This is a genomic window from Deltaproteobacteria bacterium, assembly GCA_016874735.1.
Lineage (GTDB): Bacteria > Bdellovibrionota_B > Oligoflexia > Oligoflexales > CAIYRB01 > CAIYRB01.
This window is the reverse complement of sequence record VGTI01000010.1, coordinates 1-19,633: the sequence shown is the minus strand read 5'-3', so window position 1 is coordinate 19,633 and position 19,633 is coordinate 1. Positions and strand designations below refer to the sequence as shown.

Annotated in this window: 21 protein-coding genes; 12 read left to right on the top strand and 9 right to left on the bottom strand. The window is 53.1% G+C overall.

The genetic code is table 11. From position 1 onward, the window contains the following. The first annotated feature begins 180 nt into the window (after positions 1-180). Positions 181-1,008: a leucine-rich repeat domain-containing protein gene (locus FJ146_07090; protein ID MBM4251719.1), complete on the top strand. Its 828-nt coding sequence runs from the start codon at positions 181-183 to the stop codon at positions 1,006-1,008. 20 nt (positions 1,009-1,028) lie between these two features. Continuing rightward, positions 1,029-2,042 carry a hypothetical protein gene (locus tag FJ146_07085; GenBank protein MBM4251718.1) on the top strand — a complete coding sequence of 338 codons (1,014 nt, stop codon included), beginning with the start codon at positions 1,029-1,031 and terminating at the stop codon, positions 2,040-2,042. A 29-nt stretch (positions 2,043-2,071) separates the two neighbouring features. Here FJ146_07085 and FJ146_07080 read toward each other — a convergent pair whose 3' ends face one another. Further along, positions 2,072-2,557: a peptidylprolyl isomerase gene (locus FJ146_07080; protein ID MBM4251717.1), complete on the bottom strand. Its 486-nt coding sequence runs from the start codon at positions 2,555-2,557 to the stop codon at positions 2,072-2,074. 245 nt (positions 2,558-2,802) lie between these two features. Here FJ146_07080 and FJ146_07075 point away from each other — a divergent pair, with 245 nt between their 5' ends. The 8 genes from FJ146_07075 (at position 2,803) to FJ146_07040 (ending at position 9,445) form a co-directional block, all read left to right on the top strand. Further along, positions 2,803-3,603, top strand: coding sequence for an rRNA methyltransferase (locus tag FJ146_07075; protein ID MBM4251716.1), 801 nt, complete (start codon positions 2,803-2,805; stop codon positions 3,601-3,603). Continuing rightward, entirely contained in the window at positions 3,600-4,529 is a 930-nt protein-coding gene (locus FJ146_07070; protein MBM4251715.1) for a hypothetical protein, read from the top strand. Before FJ146_07075 ends, FJ146_07070 begins: the two co-directional genes overlap by 4 nt. Positions 4,530-4,605: 76 nt before the next feature. Beyond that, complete coding sequence (locus FJ146_07065) at positions 4,606-5,868, top strand: hypothetical protein (protein MBM4251714.1); 1,263 nt, start codon at positions 4,606-4,608, stop codon at positions 5,866-5,868. A 30-nt stretch (positions 5,869-5,898) separates the two neighbouring features. Then, a complete protein-coding gene (locus FJ146_07060) occupies positions 5,899-7,878 on the top strand; it encodes a hypothetical protein (protein MBM4251713.1) in 1,980 nt (659 codons plus the stop codon). A gap of 32 nt (positions 7,879-7,910) precedes the next feature. Continuing rightward, positions 7,911-8,357 (top strand): hypothetical protein, encoded by a 447-nt coding sequence (locus FJ146_07055; GenBank protein ID MBM4251712.1) that lies wholly within the window; start codon positions 7,911-7,913, stop codon positions 8,355-8,357. A gap of 14 nt (positions 8,358-8,371) precedes the next feature. After that, positions 8,372-8,755, top strand: a complete 384-nt coding sequence (locus FJ146_07050) for a hypothetical protein (GenBank protein ID MBM4251711.1) — start codon at positions 8,372-8,374, stop codon at positions 8,753-8,755. Further along, positions 8,752-9,111, top strand: a complete 360-nt coding sequence (locus tag FJ146_07045; protein ID MBM4251710.1) for a hypothetical protein — start codon at positions 8,752-8,754, stop codon at positions 9,109-9,111. The genes FJ146_07050 and FJ146_07045 overlap by 4 nt, the downstream gene beginning before the upstream one ends. 4 nt (positions 9,112-9,115) lie before the next feature. Further along, entirely contained in the window at positions 9,116-9,445 is a 330-nt protein-coding gene (locus tag FJ146_07040) for a hypothetical protein (GenBank protein MBM4251709.1), read from the top strand. Between the two features lie 237 nt (positions 9,446-9,682). Here the strand turns inward: FJ146_07040 and FJ146_07035 are convergent, their stop codons facing one another. The 8 genes from FJ146_07035 to FJ146_07000 all read right to left on the bottom strand — a co-directional run bounded on the left by FJ146_07035 (position 9,683) and on the right by FJ146_07000 (position 17,113). Next, complete coding sequence (locus FJ146_07035; GenBank protein ID MBM4251708.1) at positions 9,683-10,066, bottom strand: CoA-binding protein; 384 nt, start codon at positions 10,064-10,066, stop codon at positions 9,683-9,685. 34 nt (positions 10,067-10,100) lie between these two features. Beyond that, on the bottom strand, positions 10,101-10,541 hold the full coding sequence (gene trxC, locus FJ146_07030) for a thioredoxin TrxC (GenBank protein MBM4251707.1): 441 nt from the start codon (positions 10,539-10,541) through the stop codon (positions 10,101-10,103). Positions 10,542-10,605: 64 nt separating this feature from the next. After that, positions 10,606-11,853, bottom strand: coding sequence for a DUF1704 domain-containing protein (locus FJ146_07025; GenBank protein ID MBM4251706.1), 1,248 nt, complete (start codon positions 11,851-11,853; stop codon positions 10,606-10,608). Further along, positions 11,850-12,617, bottom strand: a complete 768-nt coding sequence (locus FJ146_07020) for an amino acid ABC transporter ATP-binding protein (protein MBM4251705.1) — start codon at positions 12,615-12,617, stop codon at positions 11,850-11,852. The genes FJ146_07025 and FJ146_07020 overlap by 4 nt, the downstream gene beginning before the upstream one ends. A gap of 65 nt (positions 12,618-12,682) precedes the next feature. After that, positions 12,683-13,291 carry an amino acid ABC transporter permease gene (locus FJ146_07015; GenBank protein MBM4251704.1) on the bottom strand — a complete coding sequence of 203 codons (609 nt, stop codon included), beginning with the start codon at positions 13,289-13,291 and terminating at the stop codon, positions 12,683-12,685. Positions 13,292-13,359: 68 nt separating this feature from the next. Continuing rightward, positions 13,360-14,148 carry an amino acid ABC transporter substrate-binding protein gene (locus FJ146_07010; protein ID MBM4251703.1) on the bottom strand — a complete coding sequence of 263 codons (789 nt, stop codon included), beginning with the start codon at positions 14,146-14,148 and terminating at the stop codon, positions 13,360-13,362. A 77-nt stretch (positions 14,149-14,225) separates the two neighbouring features. Continuing rightward, positions 14,226-16,205: a HEAT repeat domain-containing protein gene (locus tag FJ146_07005; GenBank protein MBM4251702.1), complete on the bottom strand. Its 1,980-nt coding sequence runs from the start codon at positions 16,203-16,205 to the stop codon at positions 14,226-14,228. A gap of 26 nt (positions 16,206-16,231) precedes the next feature. Beyond that, positions 16,232-17,113, bottom strand: coding sequence for a type II and III secretion system protein (locus FJ146_07000; protein ID MBM4251701.1), 882 nt, complete (start codon positions 17,111-17,113; stop codon positions 16,232-16,234). Positions 17,114-17,426: 313 nt separating this feature from the next. On the opposite strand from FJ146_07000, the gene FJ146_06995 reads away from it, so the two are divergent. Continuing rightward, on the top strand, positions 17,427-18,239 hold the full coding sequence (locus FJ146_06995) for a hypothetical protein (GenBank protein ID MBM4251700.1): 813 nt from the start codon (positions 17,427-17,429) through the stop codon (positions 18,237-18,239). An 18-nt stretch (positions 18,240-18,257) separates the two neighbouring features. Next, positions 18,258-19,289, top strand: coding sequence for a trypsin-like serine protease (locus FJ146_06990; GenBank protein MBM4251699.1), 1,032 nt, complete (start codon positions 18,258-18,260; stop codon positions 19,287-19,289). Positions 19,290-19,633: the final 344 nt, after the last annotated feature.

The following is a 19,633-nucleotide window of genomic DNA, read 5'->3' as shown; positions in this document are numbered from 1 at the left end:
TCTTAATTAAATTTCGCCACCTTAGGCCGATAATTTATACTAACAATCGCAATTCTTTGCCGCTCGGACTTAAGCCTAATGACGGATTCCACCGATGACCGTTGGGGACCAATGTGGCCAAGTAAGGCGGAAGTCAACTAGGGCAACCGCTTTACAAACCAGCTGGCGGAGCGTGCAACTTTGAAGGCGAACTTAAGGTCAGTCGTATCCTTCGTTCTTGGTGTTATGCTGGCATCGTGTCACATCAAAGCAGCACACCCGGTGGGCGAGGTCGTAAACCCGCAGTCGAGCAACATGCTACCGACCGATTTTTGCCGCGATTTTCAGCTAAATCCTAATTCTGATTTGGCTCACACCATCCGCGTACTAAACAAATCTTTATCTAAAGACGAATGTGAGCCGATGTTGCAATCCTTAATGACGACGCGACACCTCGATCTCGCGAACCGCAATATCGCCGACATCACACCACTGCAATTTGCGACATCTCTGGCATCCCTTGATTTAAGTCAGAATCTCATAACAGATCTGAGGCCAATCGCGGGTCTAAGTTCACTCAAGAGGCTCTACGTAGCGAGCAACAAATTGACTGCGCTCCCCTCGCCCAACAAATGGACCGAAATGCTCGACCTCAACGTATCGTCAAATTATATTGGCGATATTTCAGCCTTGATTTCCATGGTGTCCCTACAGTCCTTCGATGTCAGTCGGAACAGAATCAGGTCCGCACAACCACTGCACCATGCTAGGTCCCTAAAAGTTCTCTACGCTGAGGGAAACGGCATCGAGGACATAACGCCCATCGCATCCATTGTCGGTCTCCAACAACTACATATCGCCAAAAATGCCGTATTTGACATCCGCCCTCTCGCCGACCTTGCCGCATTGAATCACACTAACTATTTAGATTTACGCGAGAACCCAATAAACCGTAGCGGCTGTCCTATACACGGCGAGAGTCTTGCTGTTACGAGCTTCTGTCAGAGCATATTTTTTGATCGCAATTGAATTTTGAGTGGAGCGTTGTGATGTTTTCTCGACAAGACGTAAGAACCGCGATGCTTGGTCTATGCACCTTGCTAACAGCTTGCCGTGGCACGAATCCCTCCACCTCTGAGCCTAGGTCCATGGTCGGGCTTCCAATAACTCTTGCCATCGCTGAAACTCTACTCGGCGAACTCATGCAAATCGGCCTTGAGCTCCAATGGAAAACTATTTCGTCTCAGTTGAATCATGCGGAACAGCAGCTTGGTGAGATAAATGCACACGACGTTGCGGACACGGCAAAAAAACTACGGGTTGAAAGCGACTCCAAATTTCGTGACGAGTTAAAGATCAAACTGAACTCGTTGCAAGACACGATGAGTCGGGACTACGTAGCCGGCAGTCCAGATAGTCACCAACTCATGGCCATCATGATTGACAAGGCTAATGACCTGCGCAATGCGCTTGAGGCACAAGCCACCCGTACTGACGACCCTAATCATACCAATGCGCTGGCTACCTACTCTTCTTATTTACTGGTGAGTTCACTCAGTCTCGCCATATTGACTGAGCGCGCTAGTCAGGCAGAAATCACCCCCAATGTCGACTCTGCTGTGCGGCACAAGCTCTGGGAGGCTGTAGCTAACTTAAGCAGAGACTGTGAGCGTTACATTCTGAAACTAAATGGCTCCATGTTCGCCCACTATGCCAAGACCAGACTGCTTAGCTATGACTACGAAACGCTACCAGGCAAGGTTGATTTCGGCTTTGCAGCGGATTTACGCATAAGATTATGTATGACTGACACAGCAGGAAGCAAATTCTGCAGCGTGCCAAGTCAAACAGTGTGTAAATCCGAGCTTCAGGCTGAATGCCTGTCAAAAGCGCGGACGGAAGCGGCAGCAGCACTTGCAAAAAGTGGCGAGGAGGATGCCGTGGTGGAAAAGGCAAGAGAGCGATTCTTTGCTGTGAATTTAGAAAGGTTTGCAGCTCGCGTCGTCGCCAACGCCAAACAACGCCAACAAAAAGCGTCAGCCCCAGGATCTTCTGGGCACTGACGCTTGCGTAAGCAGCTTACTCAGGAGGCTCAGTGATGGTGATGACCATCGGGGCCGTGAGCGTGGCCGTGCTCGAGCTCTTCTTTGGTCGCCTCGCGAATACCAACGATCTCCACATCAAAGTGCAGCGTCTCACCAGCGAGTGGGTGGTTACCATCTAGGACAACGAGGTCGCCTTCCAGGCCGATAACAGTGAAGATGATTGGATTACCTTGCCCGTCATCAGCTGCGAAACGCATACCAACCTCGAGCTCAGCATCGGGCGGAAACTGGTTGCGCTTGGCCTCAGTACGGAGAGCATCCACGACTTCGCCGTAGCCTTCTTCGGGACTAACAACGACCTGTTTACGCGAACCAACCAGGGCCCCGCTAAGCGCCTTCTCGAGGCCAGGCACGATCTGACCTGCACCGTGTAAGTAGGTAAACGGCTCGTCCTTGTCAGCGCGATCTATTTCCTCCCCCTCAGCGTTGGTGAGTCGGTAGGTCATGCTGACCACGGTGCCTTGCTTAATCATGGATCATCCTTCGCAGTTTTTAGGCCAAGTCGCCCCTGGGGGCTGAGTAAAGCCCCCACACTAGTGGAGTGAGGATAAAAAAGCCAAGCAAAATTCTGGTATTCCTGGGACCTTGGAGCCAAGCCGCCTTATCATGCAACCAATGTACTCACCCAACCAGCGGTGATTTCAAGAGAATATTGATTTATAAGGAAATTATATTGAAATCATGGCATATGACCGGCCGCCGTGACAGAGGTTAAGCCATGAATGAGAGCCCCATCCGCGCCCGAGGCGCTAGTAGTAACCCAAACGAGATGCGCGTCTATGGCGTCAATGCCTGCACTGCCCTTTGGCAGGCGCGTGCGGCATCGATCATCCGCGTCTATGTGACCAAGGATATGATGGCTCCGTTTAGCCCACTACTAAAGTGGTGCGCTAAACACAAGAAGGCTTACCACGTCGTCGATGACGATGCGCTCGCAAAGGTTGCCCAGTCGGTGCATCACGAGGGCGTCCTCATCTTAGCGCAGGCCCAGCAGCCAATCAGCGACAACGAATGCCTCGACATCCTTGGCGCGCGTCGCGGTCCGACCGTCGTTCTGTATCTCGACGGCGTTCAGAATCCTCACAACGTCGGTGCCATAGTGCGTCTAGCGGCACATTTCGATGTCCCTATGATCCTCGGGGCCGACGGTGAGCTACCGCGGCTGACTCCAGCCGCCGCACGCATTGCCGAAGGCGGGATGGAGCATGTCCAGCTTGGGATTTTAAAAAAACCTAAAGCCGTCATCACTGAGCTCAAAGCTCTCGGCTTCAAACTCATTGGCACCTCGAGTCACGTCAAGGACTCGATCTACACTTCCCCCCTACCAGATCGCTGCATTCTAGTGATCGGCGGCGAAGTCGAGGGTGCCTCGGGACGACTCCTGGCCTTCTGCGACGAAGTGCGTGCCATCCCTGGAACAGGTCATGTCGAAAGTCTCAATGTCGCAGCAGCGACCGGCATCTTTCTCGCTGAATTTTGGCGCGGTCATCGCGAGGCTGGAGGCACAGCTAAGCTGTGACCAACCCACCTCACACTACGGGCTACCTGGCGGCGCCGGGCTTTGTTGCTCAGCTCGTTGGCGAACTTCGTGGTGTCAGAGAAGTTCACGACCATTTGGTGCTTACCGATGGCCCACCGCAAGAGAGCAGCTGGGCCGAGAATATTTGGTACGATCCCCAAATCATCCAGGTGGCCTCCATCGGCGACGCCGCCAAAGCGCTAAAGTCTATCCAGCGGAATTGGTGGCCCTACGCCTGGCAACTACATAGGCGGCACGCCCTCATCCAGGAAAAGCTCCCCCATGTCGGGGCCAAGCCGTTGCGATTTCCTGAGCTCCCGCCCGTAGCACCGCTCGGATCATTCACTCTACTTGGGCCCACGACCTTACTTGCTTCGCCCGTCTGCCGCTCACCATTCCCCAACGGTGTACCGACCTTTGCTGAGGACACGAACGGCCCGCCTAGTCGGGCTTACCTCAAACTTTGGGAAGCTCTCACCCTACTCAAACGCTGGCCTACTCCCGGCGAGCGCTGCCTGGATCTCGGAGCCTCGCCAGGTGGCTGGACCTGGGTTCTTGCTAAGCTCGGAGCATCTGTCGTCGCTTATGATCGGGCAGAGCTGGCGCCCAATGTCGCCGCAATGAAAGGTGTCAGCGCGGTTAAAGGTGACGCCTTTGCCGCCACACCAGACAAGGTCGGGCAGGTGGACTGGCTCTGTTCAGATGTTATCTGCTACCCAGAGAAGCTTCGCGATTTTGTCCATCTGTGGCTCGACTCAGGCAAATGCAAAAACTTTGTTTGCACACTCAAGTTCCAGGGTGACTCGCACTACGGCGTCATCAAAGATATGCGCAAGATACCTGGCAGTACTGTTCTTCATCTCCATCACAACAAGCACGAAGTCACCTGGATGCTTTGCTCCGACGCCTTCACTAAAGCTGATTAATCCAGTATAGTTAGCTAAAATGCGATTCTATACAATTAATTACATTTAGCTTAAATCTGCCGGTAAGAGAGAGCCGATGATTCAAAGACTTCGTCTTCATGGATGGATCGCCGTATTTAGTTCGTGTGCGATTACTTCATGCTTGGCAAAACAGGCAAACATTGGCGCGCGCCAATCACGCTTATCCACATTTATGATTGGCGAGTTTAAACCGCAAAGCGGCGACCCAGCCTGGGACCGCTTAGAGGTTTCGCTCAAAAAATCAGGCGCGACAGCGCCGACAGCTATTCAAACATTTATGCTGCAGGACTTTACGAGTGGTACAGCCACCAACGTATCACTGACGATACCACAAGGAACCTATGCCATAGCGATGGACTACGCTGCTGCTGACGGGAAGCAACTCTACTCAGTGTGCACCAAAGATAAAGACAAGCTGTACGAAATATACACGCCGCAATTCACAACCTCACTACCGATATGCCGCATCGACGCCCCACAACCGTCTGGTACCGTGGATGTCACACCATCGAGTAACGTTACCATCACACCGGTAGTCGGTGATTCAAGGCCACTACCCAGTGCTCAGTCGCAGCAGCTGCCCCCGGTCGCCCAACAGAGCAGTCCAGGCTGCTCGGCGACTAGTCCTGAAACTGGCATGAAAACCGTAAACGTCAATGTGAACGGCGCCAATCGAACCATGATCCGCGTCGTCAGTCCGACCTATAAGAGTTCTCACGCCTACGCTCTTGTTATTGGATTTCACGGATTGGGCCTAGACGGCAACTCGCCTCGCAACCACCATAAATGGCCTATCATCGAAGATCTCGGTAAGAACGATGCCATCTTTATCTACCCTAATGCCGCCGGAGGTAGCTGGAGCCCGTACCCTGGGAGCCCCGATTTCGCCTTTTTCGATGCTATCGTCAAAACCGTAGGAGATGAGTACTGCCTCAACAAAAACCGTGTCTTCGTCCATGGCTTCAGCAACGGTAGCTACTTTGTCAATGCTCTCGCTTCTGCTCGATCAAGCGCTATCCGTGGAGTGATCTCGGTCTCTGGCGGCGGCACAGGCTCGAAAAAGCCAGCTATGGTCATCCACGGACAGTCAGACGGAACCGTTGGCTTCTATCAAGCGCCGGGACTCGTCAGCTCTTATGCCTCAGCTAATGGCTGTAAGACGCCAGTAAATACATCTGAGATAAATAATGAAAGCTGTCGGCTTTTAACGGGGTGCCCGGCTGATCTACCAGTCTGGTTCTGTCCATGGGGTGGCGGACACCACTGGCCTGAATATTCACTGCCCTTTGTTTGGAGATTTATCTCGTCATTACAATAAGGCCTATTTAGCCTAAGCGGGAGAAAGTAGATGAAACACCAAGGTATCATGCTAGTCGCCTCCATTGCTGTGATACTCGCCTTGGGATGTCGCTCAACCGGAAAAGACTCATCATTCAAAGACGGCGGAGAATTTAACCTCGCAATCGAAAAAGATAAACTGCGCAAGGCCATTGATCTTATAGTTAAAGAAGAAGAGCGACTCGCTCTAACCATCAAGAACTATCCGCCTCGGTCAGAAGACGATATCTCTGGGTCATTCCGCACCTACCAGGATCAGATGAATGCGTTAGCAGAGACTAGCCTTTTTTATCCCGATGACACAGATCGAGGTGCCGCCTTTAAGGAGGTATGGCAAAGCTATCCTATTCAGGTGCGGGACACTCTGCTACTCCACTCATTGGAGTATGGATCCAGCCCGGGTGACAAGATCTACCTGAGCGCTATTCTAGCAAATCCCTTTAACTACGATGTTTATTTTACAGAAGATGACCTATTAAATGCAGCACGACGCCTTGGTGGGGTACTCAACGGAGTCAGCTGGAATGGATCAACTGAACGCTTTGACTACGCAGACCCAAAGACCAAATTAGATGTGCTGATCCTTGCCTCAAAACTCAGCACAGATACCCTTAGCACCATCAATTTGCTTGAGAGAAATAATCTCATCACTCCACTGCGCGTCAACCGGCATACCGCTGATCCTGCGACACGTGCCGAGCTGTTTGATCTGGTCCAGGGACAGCTCACTGCCAATGTGTTTCACCGAATTCTTGGTTCCGAGGGCAACCGTATTGCTGTGACCAAGGCTGTGCACAGAAAACTTTATAAAGACCTCAAAATGACGCCGCAACTAGACGACAGAGCCTCTGATTATCAGGATATCTACGTCACTAGCGTCCCAGGCAGAGAATCTCAGCGGCAGCTCCTTACAGCATGCACTAATCTCCGTGTTGAAGGGAACGAAGGAACCACCTCGGTTTACCCCTCTACCGCCTATATCTCATTTGGTGAGCTATCATTGCTCAATCTCTATCCACAACAACCTCTCAAAATAACCTGCGACGACGACACCTATACATTTGCCATTGAAAAGCTGAAGGCAGAGGCTCTGTCATTGCCGCCGGAATATGATATCCGCAACTACAGCAATAACGGCGAAATTAATGTCCTTTTGACCTACGCCTTTAGCAACGAGACCGATGCTAAACTATTAAGTGGTATCGTCACCTACCTAGCGACCAAGGGCTTCTTTATGAACCCAGCTACAGATATCAAACGAGGCGTCCCCACTCTTGATGCATTCAAGGCAGCTTTCAATGAGTCGGATATTTATATTCCCGCAGCGCATTTGCTTGACTTGAACACCTTTGAGCTAGGGACCGATAAATCAACAGTGATGACCTTTACCAAGAAATTTAAGCATAAAAGTGGCGTCACCTTGAGGGCCAAAGTGACAGGATTTTTCCCCGAAAAAAATTCTGGTCAAACCAAGCGACTCAATCGCGCCGACCTTGCTCAACTACTGGCAGCCCGCCGGACCGTGAATCCAGACTCGCTATTCGTACTGACCACATCATGCCGCGCTACCGACGCCATCAGCACGTGGACGAGTGCTTATAGGCAATCGCTTGAACTCGACATAGCCGCCGGCAAACTTAAAGAGGTAGGACAGGCCAAGGACCTGATCCATGCAATTGCGCCGGAGGGTAGTTTCCCAACTGGGTCTCCTAGCGAGCTGCTTTTGGACTTTATTGGACCTATTGAATCGCTCAAAATCATTTTTGAAGGCGGAAAACCCGAAGATGTTTATGTGTACCTGCAAAAACCCATCAATCCAGATCGATTTGTGAAATTCATCCAGCGCGTCGAACGACTGGTATCGGGTAGAAAGGGTCACATTGAGCCAGTGCATTTTTTCCCGAAATATAACCTCAGTGAAAAAGAACTATTGGACCAAAAAGGTTTCGACTATAAACTAACAAAAGTCAGCCCCACACCAGCTAACTAAGTTCCTCTAGGTTCTCTCTTTGGAGGCAGGATATGTTGCAGATAATTAAACAGGCAACGATATTAGGGCTTGTTATCCCGCTGAGCTTCGTCCTGCACGGTTGTGCTGTGTTACATAAGGCGCAACTGGGTGATATTGATGGCCGCTCAAGCAAGAACGGTACCCCCATCAGTATTAAGGTTAGTGAGACTACGGTGGATTTTGGCGAGGCTGCAAGAATTGCGCGCAATCTCGGTGGTAGTAAATCCGGCGCCAACGTATTAGGCAATGCCGCCTCGACTTACGAGTCATATTTCCAATACGGTCCCCGTACGGGCACACCGGTATTTAATGAGCTGTACGCACGGTCGGTACCCAATGAGTTGGCCGAAAAGTGTCCCGGCGGTCGGATTACAGATATGATTTCTATCCGTGAGACCAGAGCCTATCCTGTGGTCAAGGGCGAAATAGTTCGCGTCGACGCGGTCTGCATCAAATAATTGGAGTTCCCGTGATGTCAAAAATAAAAATGGGCGTCATCAGTACTGTGATCGGCGCAATGCTCATAACCTCGGGATGTACTTACACGCGTGCCATATCTCAAACTAATGTTCCAAGCGAACGCGGCAAGGTCGTCGAGGCCAGTGTAGAGCGGATGATGTTCCTTGGGATCGCTTTTGACAACGACGACGTCCCAAAGCTCGTGGAAAAGCTGAGAGACAAGTGTCCCAATGGCGCAATCCGCGGCATTCTGACCAAGGATTTGAGCACCAGCTACCTCATCGTCATAGTGCGCAAGACTATTGCTCAGGGTTACTGCATCAAAGAAAACTTGGCTGCCGATGACGCTGATACCAACTTAAAGGCGGCCGAGCTTGAGACGGAGGCAAAAATATGAAGACATTGCTACGACTAACGTTAGCGACCCTCGCTGCGACGACCCTCTCTAGCTGTGTGACGGTTAAGTCAGTAAGCATCAGTCAAATTCCCGAAACGAGCCAGCGCAAGCAAGTTGTTAAGGCAAGCGCCACATCGCCTGTGGTCTTCTTGATTCCATTTAATACGGATTATATCGAAGAGGCCCGTGCCGACCTCCTACAGGCATGCCCAAACGGTCATATTGAAGGCCTCCTCAGCAAGCACGAGGACACCAACTACTTTATCGGCTTGGTGTACATGCAGAAAGTTAATTTCACTGGTTACTGCCTCCCCAAGATTGCCATGACACGGGCTAAAGCTAAGAGAAAGGGCTAGGAGCATGATTAAGAGGACCCAGTCTATCGTGAAACTTCTGCTCGTCTCAATTTTAAGTATGGCCAGCGCGTGCTCCTATTCCATCCACCAGCAATACATAGGATCCATGGATCCAAACGCCAGTTACGGCAAAGGCAAATGGGTTGAAGCGACCAGCTCTGATTTTGTGATCCTGAGCTTTGCCATGCAGTCTAATTACGTCGAAGATGCCTACCGACAATTAGAGAACCAATGCAAAGGCCGGATCGCCCAGGTCACAACAGAGCACCTAACAGCGTACAAGTTTCTGTCTTATGAGCAGAAATTAGTGCTAAAAGGCCTGTGTCAAAGCTGAGACGCTACGCGTATTCTTTGCAAAAACTGAGTCAGCCGGTGCATGAGTACTATGCGACCATTTTTTCCGGCGTGTAATAAAAAATAAAAATTATCAGCGCTGTTTAAGTTCGGTTAGTGACTGTCCAACTATGTCATGACGGTGCCAAGGTGCGCCACACGCGTAACTGCGAGCAAAGATACCGGGACGGACTAATTAATGAGTACAGCGGTAGTAAGACTTCTCCGTGGTGGCCAATCAAAATTGCTCACTAGCTAGTAGTACCAAGGTGCAAGCTTCCTCAACTTGGATACCCGCAGCCTTTGCTTTTGCTGCCAATGAGGGATTTTCAGCACCAGGATTCAAAATAATCCGTTTTGGCTTAGCGGCTAAAACCTGGTCGATCATGCCATCCATGATTTTAGGACCGACATAAACCGTAATGGTATCGATCGGAACTGGTATGTCAGCTAAAGCAGCTACTGTCTTGATACCCGCGACCCCAGGTTTAGCAGGATTGACGCCTAGAATATCACTAAACCCCGCGGCTAATAGTCGCTGTCCTGCCTTAAAACTGTAGCGTTCAGGATTATTGGAAAAACCGAGGATAACGATACGAGCTGAAGTCTTAGTCTTTTGCATAAGGTTATTTACTCCCAATACATATATAAACAGACTAAACTTTTTTCGTAAACCCACCTATCCATCCGGCAAAACTCCGCGCATCCATAGCCCCCGACCTTCGCGCAACTTCTTGGCCGTTGCTAAATATCATCACCGTCGGGATTCCGCGTACACCAAGTCGCGCTGAAGGAGCTGGATGATTCTCAGTATTTAGTTTTAAAAAAACCGCATGTCCGGCGTTGGTGGTAGCCACTTGGGCAAAAGTGGGCGCAAACGCAAGGCAAGGTCCACACCAAGGCGCCCAAAAATCGACGATCACTGGCACCGGACTCCTCGCAATGAACTCACCCAACTTGCCGTCATCTACATCGACAGTTGGTCCTTGTATTGCCAAAGGTTTTTTACAATGCGCACATACTGCCGTACTAGCACGCTCAGTATCGAAGCGATTAATTTTGTTGCAATATCCACAAATCGTATAAGACTTACTCATAACTCATGACCCCTGCGTGGCCCCGCCCATTCAGAGACACTCCCAACAAATATGGGTCGCAAAATTAGTTTGGCAAGCCCAGCATGACTTTGGGGCTCAATAGCAGCCTCAAATCTGGCTCCAAGTGAGCATCGGACCTTTGGATCAGAGCCCGCGCCCATGGTGGCACGAAGCGGGGCGGAGCGATGAGACCAGAGACGATGAATTCTTTCAGCGCTTTCAGATCTGCGAGCGCCATCCGCCCAAGAAATAGATCTTCCAGGTCGGTAAACTGACGTTGACGGAACGATGAAACTAGAAAGTTATGGACCTCAATAAGTCCCTTCAAATAAACAACATCCTTGGTAAAGACGTGGCGCCCCCGTACATCACCACCTCGAAAGACCCGTGCCGTCGACTGGAAGCTCTCGCGTTCGGACTGCCCAGACTCGAGAAAAAAGCGAAACACATCGATAAAATCGCCACCATCTAGGGCCATGGCGATTGCCTTAATGCGCATGGCGATGCGACGCAGGCGCCCCATGTCCATCGTGGCCGTGATTAGCTCGGCATAGGTAGCAAGCCCCTCTTGTGTCGTGACTGTGCGTGGAGCACCGAGGGCTAAACTCTTAAGATATGGCTGCTCACGACCATTAAGACGGGTTGCCGAGTGCACATAGAGTTCGTGCTCACGCAGCTGATCGACTTCCGCACGAGTGAATGTGGTCATCCCGCGAATGCGAATTCGTTCGGCACCTGCGGCTGCTTTGGCTGTAATGGTCTGATCAACTACGACAGAAACTTTGTGAGGACGAAAAAACTCCGCGGCAACTTGTCCCAGCTCTGCAGCCACTTGCTCCGGCGACAGTGTAGGCTCTGAGCTCGAGGTATCGCTATCGGCAGCCTGGGCACTGAGTTGTAGAAACTCATCGGCAAGGCTGAGGTTAGACGTCGGACCATTGAACTCGTGCGGCGTCCCGTAAAGTGACTGGGATAGGAGACTAAAATCGGGGGTACCGACGTGCTCGAGCATCCGGGCGGCAGCGATGTAACTTTGTGCCGTCGCCGCAATATAGTCGCCAATAGGGTGTCCGGTCCCTGCTGCCTTGACAACGTCCTCGAGGGCAAAACAGCGCTCCGCTAAGTTTAGGCGCGGGTAGTCGACATTTGGCAGCCGTGGATGTCCCTGCCCCCAGGCCGTAATAAATTCCTGGTAGGCCGTGGTCGGCCAGGCCAGACAGCTGAGGACCTTGATCGCCGATGCAGCAGCGACGAGCTTAGCATCTAGCTCGCGAAAATAGGCAAGATCTCGCGCTGGTGACGTCAGTGTCATTGCGGTACTTTACTCAGGAATTCCCTCGTACGCTGATGCTTGGGTGCGGCAAAAAACTGCTCCGGCTCACCCTCTTCAACAATGAGTCCACCGTCCATAAACACCACCCGATGGGCTACCTGACGCGCAAAAGCCATCTCATGCGTGACGACCACCATGGTCATGCCGAGCTGCGCGAGATCTCTCATCACAGCCAGAACCTCTCCCACTAGCTCAGGGTCAAGGGCCGACGTCGCCTCGTCGAAAAGTATAAGCGCAGGCTCCATAGCCAATGCCCTCGCGATCGCCACGCGTTGCTGTTGCCCACCTGATAGTTTGGCCGGGTACATTTCAGCCTTATCCGCTAATCCGACTCGATTTAAGAGCTGCCTGCCTGCTGATTCCGCAGCGTCACGACTTAGTCCTTTGACCCACATCGGTGCCGCCGTCACATTGCCCAGTGCCGTCAGATGCGGAAACAAATTAAAGCGCTGAAAAACCATTCCGATCTGTGATCGTTGGGCGTTCAGCTCGCGCTCAGCCAAAGGCATAAAGCCGCGCTCACCCACCGTGCCGAATGCCGGCTGACCCCGAAAGCTTATACTTCCGCTGGTCGGGTATTCGAGTGCATTCAGGCAGCGGAGCAAGGTCGATTTGCCGCTGCCGCTCGGACCAATAATCGCGACGACCTCGCGCTCGCGCACGGTCAGGTCGATGCCGCGCAGAATGGTGGCGTCACCAAATTTTTTGGTCAGGCCCTTAACATTTAATAGCACGCCGCCCATGCGATCACTTGGAGCCCCGGGATCACGCTGATCCTGGGAAAGCCGGGGCACCTGGGGAACCTGATTCATACACCCCTCACTGCCAAACGGCGTTCAATCCGACCAGCTAAGGTTGCCAGCGACCATACGATCAGCAGATAGCCTAAGGCTGCCCAGCCGTACACTTCCCACGGCCTAAAGTACTTAGCACCCAGTCGCTGCGTGACGTATAGCATCTCGCTCAGTGCTATCACCGATACCAGCGACGTATCCTTAGCCAAGGCCGCTAGCTCGTTGACCACTGGTGGAATCATCCGCTTAACCGCTTGCGGCAGGATGATACGCGTCATAGCCAGGCCGTGACTCATGCCCAGCGCCCGTGCAGCCTCCATCTGGCCACGATCGATGGACTCTATACCTGCACGAAAAATCTCCGCCAGATAAGCTCCGGCATTTAGTGACAGAGCCAGGATACCCGCCGGCATGGCGTCGAGTCTGATGTCGGCCAGAGGTGGCAGCGCAAAGTAGATAAATAGTATTTGCAGCAGTAACGGAGTGCCCCGAAAGAGCGTGACGTAAGCCATCACCGGCCACCTGAGAAACCGGTGCCGTGACAACCTGGCAAAAGCCAACAGAAGGCCTAGAAACATACCCAGTACACCGGCCGCGATGGTGAGTTCCACCGTCAGCGTCATACCATCGAACAGCTGAGGGAGGACTTCCTGCAGCGAGAACTGCCAAAACGACTGTGACTCGTCCATGCTCAGCCGCCCACTTCCTTGCCGAACCATTTGAGGTGCAGCTTCTTCATGGTGCCGTCGCGACGCATATTGGCGATCATCTGGGTCACCTCAGCGCTGAGATCTTTGGCATCCTTGCGGAGTGCCACGCCAATCGGCTCTGGCGCTATGGCGCGGCCGCTAACAATCAAATGTTTGGGATCTTGCTTGACGAAATATAATCCCACTGGCTCATCGATCACAATCACGTCAGCCTGCTTGGCCCGCAGTGCTGAGAGGGCATCGGTGGCCATCTTGAAGCCCTTGATACCGGCAATCGCTAGACCGTTTTTTTTAGCCTTCTCGACGTAGGCCGCTGACGTCGTGTCGACTTGTACAGCCACCACCTTACCAGCAAGATCGGCCTCTTTGACGACAGGCTTGTCGTTAGGCGTCACGAACACCTGCGACACTTGCATATATTCGATGATGTCGAGCTGTTTCAGGCGCTCGGGCGTGATGTTCATCGCCGAGCAAATCATGTCGTAGCGCTTGGCCATGAGACCGGCGATGATCCCGTCCCAGCTCATCACAACGAACTCAACCGGCACGCCCAAACGCTGGGCAAACTCTTTGGCCAAATCGATATCGAAGCCGTCAGGATTACCCTTGGCATCGGTGGTCTCCATCGGGGGATAGGTGACGTCGATGGCCACCCTAAACTTACCGGCCTTTTTAATGGCGTCGATGGTAGGGGCGGCTGCGGCCATGGCTGATCCGGCCAGCGACGCCCACAGCAAGAAAATACTCAAAAATCCCGATACCATACGCATGGCGAGTTCCTATTGGACTAGGGGTCGTAAGTATACAGGAGTAACAAAATTTTGCCGGTGCAGCAGCTAAATTTCTGCTAGTGAGCAAGCCCACGACGTAACTCTGTCAGCTGCTCCCTAGTGGCTGGGTCGGATGCATGCTGAGAGAGACTCTCGAGCAGCTTTGTCACTTGGCTTTGATTGCCACTGTCCTGAGCCCGAGCCAAGGCACCCCCGAGCGCCATCGCATCACCCGAGGCGAGTGACTTCCCAGCCAAGTCAGATACGACGCGGAACCAAGCCTCATCCGGTGGGCGTGCAGCCAGAGCACGGACTACCGCCGCTTGGTCCTTGGCGGCATCAGGTCCGGTGGCTCCCTCGTAGGAGCGGCGTAGGAACTCAACCACGCCGCTGTCTCTCGCCGCACGTAGGGCAAAATAGGCCTCCTCTCGCACCGCTGCCGACGAGCTGTCACTTAGGTGCTTCATGATCGGTGCCAGCTGTTGTGGCCCAAGGTTGCCCAGTGCCGCCAAGGCATCATAGCGCTCGTTGTCAGAGGCCGCAGACGCCAGCCATTGATCCATCGTAGACTCAAGATCGGCGGCTCGCGTCTGGTCCATCGCCGCGTCTGATTGCCGGAGATGGCTGCCCATGATCCCAGCGGCAAGTTTGGCGCGCTGCACTAGCTGTTGGTCGCCATGCTCTCCGGCAAAGGCTACCACCGCTCGCGTCGCCTCCACACTCGGATGCGCGACAAATCCTAAGGTCGTCAGCACGCGTGAGGTAAAATCGGTGTTCGCTGCATGCTCGCGCGCCATGGTCACCAAGGTTTCTTGAGCCAAGTCGGAGCCCACGGCTCCCAGCGCTTTGACAAACCCGCGTACGCGCGCATCATCCAGCGGATAATCAGCCATCGACTGCCTAAGACGCGCTATCGACGAAGGGTGCAGCGCCAGCCAAGATTTTAGCTGCAGGTACTGATCCTGTGTCAGAGGATCACGCCCCCCTTGCTGGCGCAAAACGGCTAGTAGTTGTGATTCGTCAAGATCACCAACCTGGGCCGTATCGATAGCATGATCCATAGTCAGCATCGAATCGCTGGTTCCTTGGTCAGGTGTCCTTTGGTTCATAAGTTCACTATTTAATGCGGCAACAGTTTTATTGGATGCGTCGACAAGGTGCAGAGTCAAATTTGTCTCACCGATGAGACGGCGATCAGAGCGACTAAAAGCCTCAGATTCACGCAGCTCTAGATGCGCCAAACCACCGCAATGGGGGACTAGCTCACCTTTGGCGCGGCCATCTATGATTCTCGCCCCATCGACCTGAGAATCCCTTGTCGCACTATGCCATGATTTTTCGAAGGCAATAGGCGCATCACCGAGGCTCTGACAACTGCCACTATAGCCGTACCGTGCCGTTACTTTGACATCAGATCTGGTCTCTTGATGCTGCAAATCATTCTGCTGCGATGCGGGGAAAGCCACGGTGAGCCGCTCGCCCAGCGCCCGCCAGAACACCAGCGCTGTATGCGTTTGATTGGATGCACCCAGTCCGTGTCGCTTTAACTCTGCCGCATCTGGCACAGAGAAACCGAAACCCGCGGTGTTCAAGAGCACGTAGGTGCCAGCTTGTAACTCCGGCATGACGGCCGTCATGGCGTCGGGTACATTTTGAGCGGTAAGTCGCACCCATCCTACTTGAGGGCCTACTTGAGGGCCTACTTGAGGGCCTACTTGAGGACCTACTTGAGGGCCTACTTGAGGACCTTGGAGATCGCCGCTCGTAAGCACTGCTAACGTAAAATTGCCAGAAAGTAAGTAACGGCTTTCGCCGATGCGACCACCGTAACTGATGTCGTAGCTAAGCACCGTGCCTGGCGCGATGAGGTCTGCCCGCTTGGATGGCTCGTGTGATCGCTGCTTGGTGGGTTGCGACTCCGGTGTCAGAGTCGCAAGGCTGGCGGTTTGGTCGCCACTATCTTTATCGCTGACGCTCTCATGTGAGACCGAGAAGTAGAGACCAGAGAGAGCCGCCGCAGTCGCGCAAACCGTCAATATGAAATAACGCTGCTTCATGCGGAAGCCCTCGGCTCTCTATCTACTTACTTGCGTGCAAGCTTCTTGTCGCTCTTTGCAGGCACGGCTGGAAGATCGGCAATCTTGCCGCTCTCTGCATACATTTTGCGGTTGACGTTGTAGCCCTGCCAATCAACTAGGGTCTTGCTGTATTCCTTCTCGTCTTTGCCAAGGCGCGCCGCGAGCTTACCCGTGACTGACCCTTGCAGAGCTTCGAGCTCGATATCGCCGACGGCATCAAATTTGATACTGGGTTGCTCTGCATTCGGAGAGAAGTGTACGCCAATCGCATTGCGCAGAGCAGTATCGGCTAAAAGTAGCTGACCCTTAGCGGCACCGTAAACAATCTCTAAATCAACATTGGACTGAACGTAGCCTGTTGCGTGGACGCGCGGCGTTGCCGCTAGCTCGACTCCAAAATTACGCGCCCCTGCATCAACGGCAAGTTCGGCATTACCTTGGATCCCATAACGCACAGGCACCGGGACGGGACCGATTTGAATGGTTGTCGTTTGCGCCAAGTCGATATCATGGTCTGGCCTAAACGTGTGACGGTATACCGTACCGACATCGAGATCCTGGTGCGCAATCTCATAACCCAGCACCAAGGCGCTAGCACGCAGGTGGGAGCCGGCCGCGGTGGTGTCGGCAGCAACCTTGCCGTTAATCAGATCGGCTTTGACACCAAAAAATCCAGCCTCGACACCTCCCGTAGCTTCGGCCAGAAAGCTACTGCAATCATAGCGGAGGGTGATCAGATTACTGACGCTCAGCTTACCGACCTTTTCCACAATAGGCTGGCTATAGGGAATGGTCTTCTCGTAAGAGCTATCACAGGCGGTTGCACTCGCAGTCCCCTGCCAAACTAAACCCAAGGCGAATCCGCTCACCATCAGTGGACGTAGCATCTCAGCACTCCTTACTTGATTGATGTTTAGCTGCATAGCCGACCTAGCCGGCCCAAGTGTTCTTATTATTTCTTCACCAAACTAGGACCAATTCATCAACAAAGCTAGAGCTAAGTGCACCGTGAAAATGAGAAACCACCGATTTTTTCCCAAGTCGCCAAAGGCACGCCTAAACCGCAACGTTATGACCTCTTAAAAATCAATGATTTCGGTATTTTAGGCAACCCCCACCAGAACACTCAACAAAACATTAAAGTTTTAACCAAAAAATACCGATAAGCGGGATGAAGTTTAGAGTTTAACGAGGTCTCACATGCAACTAGCCACTAGAGTTATCTGGCTTTCCAGTTTTGCGTACATGTTCACCCTACCAGCGGGCTGCGGCGCCGCCGGTACTAAACGGGCATCCACGGCGGCAAGCGCCGACGAATCAGAAATCGAAGAAGGCGCCGATGCAAAGAAGGCTCTCACCGAAACCAAAAAGCCTTGCGGCACCACAACGGGCACGGTGACAACGAACATCACAGCGACCCCGGGACCTGTGCAGCTACTAGAAACAGCCCCGCCTCCCCTACCGGCACCGGCACCGGCGCCAGCGGCAACGCCAACGGCGACCGCTGCTTCAGATAAGAACTGCACGCCAGCGACAACGCCTCCACCTGCGACGGCCAACGGCGCAGGCACAGGGACCACTCCTCCGCTCGTGCCACCGCCCGCTGGCAACGGCGCGGGCACTCCTACAACGCCGACGCCGCCGGCAGGCCTACTATTCACCGGTAAAACCCTCGAGCAATGCAACGCCGAAGGCAAGGCCTGGGTACCGGGCTCTGGCGGCGCTGCTACCTGTGGCGACGCACTCGTCAGTTGGTGCTGCAGCTTGCCTGAAGCGTCGAATCAGTTCCCAAGTCTTGCAGCGCAGCTTGGTGCGACGATCGGCAACAACGAAAAAAATGGCCTGAAGCTATACAACTGCTCTTACGCTAACAGTAAGTTCACGATGCACTTCGTGAAATCAGACACGACTGGCATGCGTTTTAGCACCAGCTATTGGGACAAAGTCACCCCGACCCCCAAAGCAGCGCCAACCAGCTGTCCGCTGCCCAAAGCGGCTAGCCTTGGCCTCTAAGCTTAGGTGACACTTTAAATGACTCACAAATGCCCAGGATACTTTAGGCATAATTGTAATCTGAGCGCCTTGCGGCTGAGCCTCTTAGCCGTGGCGGCGCTCGCAGTCACCCACTGCCAAACGGTGAGACCGAAGCCCAGTGAGCTGCGGATCGCCGGTGGCTCAGTCGTCGGATCCGACCGCTTCCACGAAGTGATCGAACTGCGTAGTGAAAATGGCTCGCTATTTAGTGAGCAATGCACTGGGACCTTTATCGCTCCGCGCGTGATCTTGACCGCAGCGCATTGTGTGTGGAAGCAGCCTGACGCACGCCTAGGCCTCGTCGGCTTCGGCGATGATTTCAGCGATTTCGAAGACCGCCCTCGCAAACGAGTGCCCAATCCCTATGCGGATGACATAGCCGAGTTGGAAGCGAATCCCGGCTCGCAGCGCATCTCGTTTGGCCTCCCCGGTGATAGCGGCGCCAACCGCAGTACCAAATGCTACCGTGTCGCCTCTGGATGGGTCGTCGGTGCCGGAGGTCCTGGATCAGGACACGATTATGCGCTAGTCATCGTGGACGAAAAAGACGCCGCGATCACTATCGCCAAACTGGCAGTGCAGTCGCCCACAATCGGTGCAGCAGCAACCTACGTGGGATTCGGCTGGGATAAACAAATGGGCGTTGATCACGGCATTAAGCGTGAGGGCGTTAATCAAGTGCGCGAGGTCAAAGAAGACGGTGTGATATTGAGTTATACAGAGGGCAATCTAGCACCCATCGTGCGCGAGGGTGATTCAGGCGGTCCACTCTTTGTGAATCACGAGCTAGCCGGCGTAGCCTCAGCCTTACAGTACGCCATGCCCCGTCAAGTTTGTGATCAAGGCACCTGTCGTGACATCAATGCGGACGTTGGGTTTCATGTTGACATCAACCACCAGCGCAACCGGGACTTCATCAACAAAGTTCTGCAACAAGTTGCCAGCGGTGAAATTGATCCTAGTTCCGCCAAAGGGTGTGCCCCTCGCAACAAGGTGGAGCATTTGCGGTTTTTGCAGAAGGGCGGTTGAGGCATAGGCTCTACACAGGCACCCCTGCAGCCGTAACCACCCGGATTTATGAGTTTATAAACACAAACTCATCACCCAACTCAAGATTATTGCTGGCAGTCCGAAAATCAATGCACAGTGCGACGCAATGGGTGGCAAAAACTTACCTTTATCCCTTGTGCCGTAAAACTCCGTCGTTCACGGCGGAGATATAAGGCACGCGCCCGAGCGAGTACGCAGTATCTCGCGAGTCCTGCTTAGTTGGGGTCCTCTGTAAGGCTGTTAGTCAAGCAGAAAAGTTGTCTGCCGTCTTCCATGTCACTCGAAAGGACCAGTGTCACCTGCTATAAAGTGCACTTCCATCT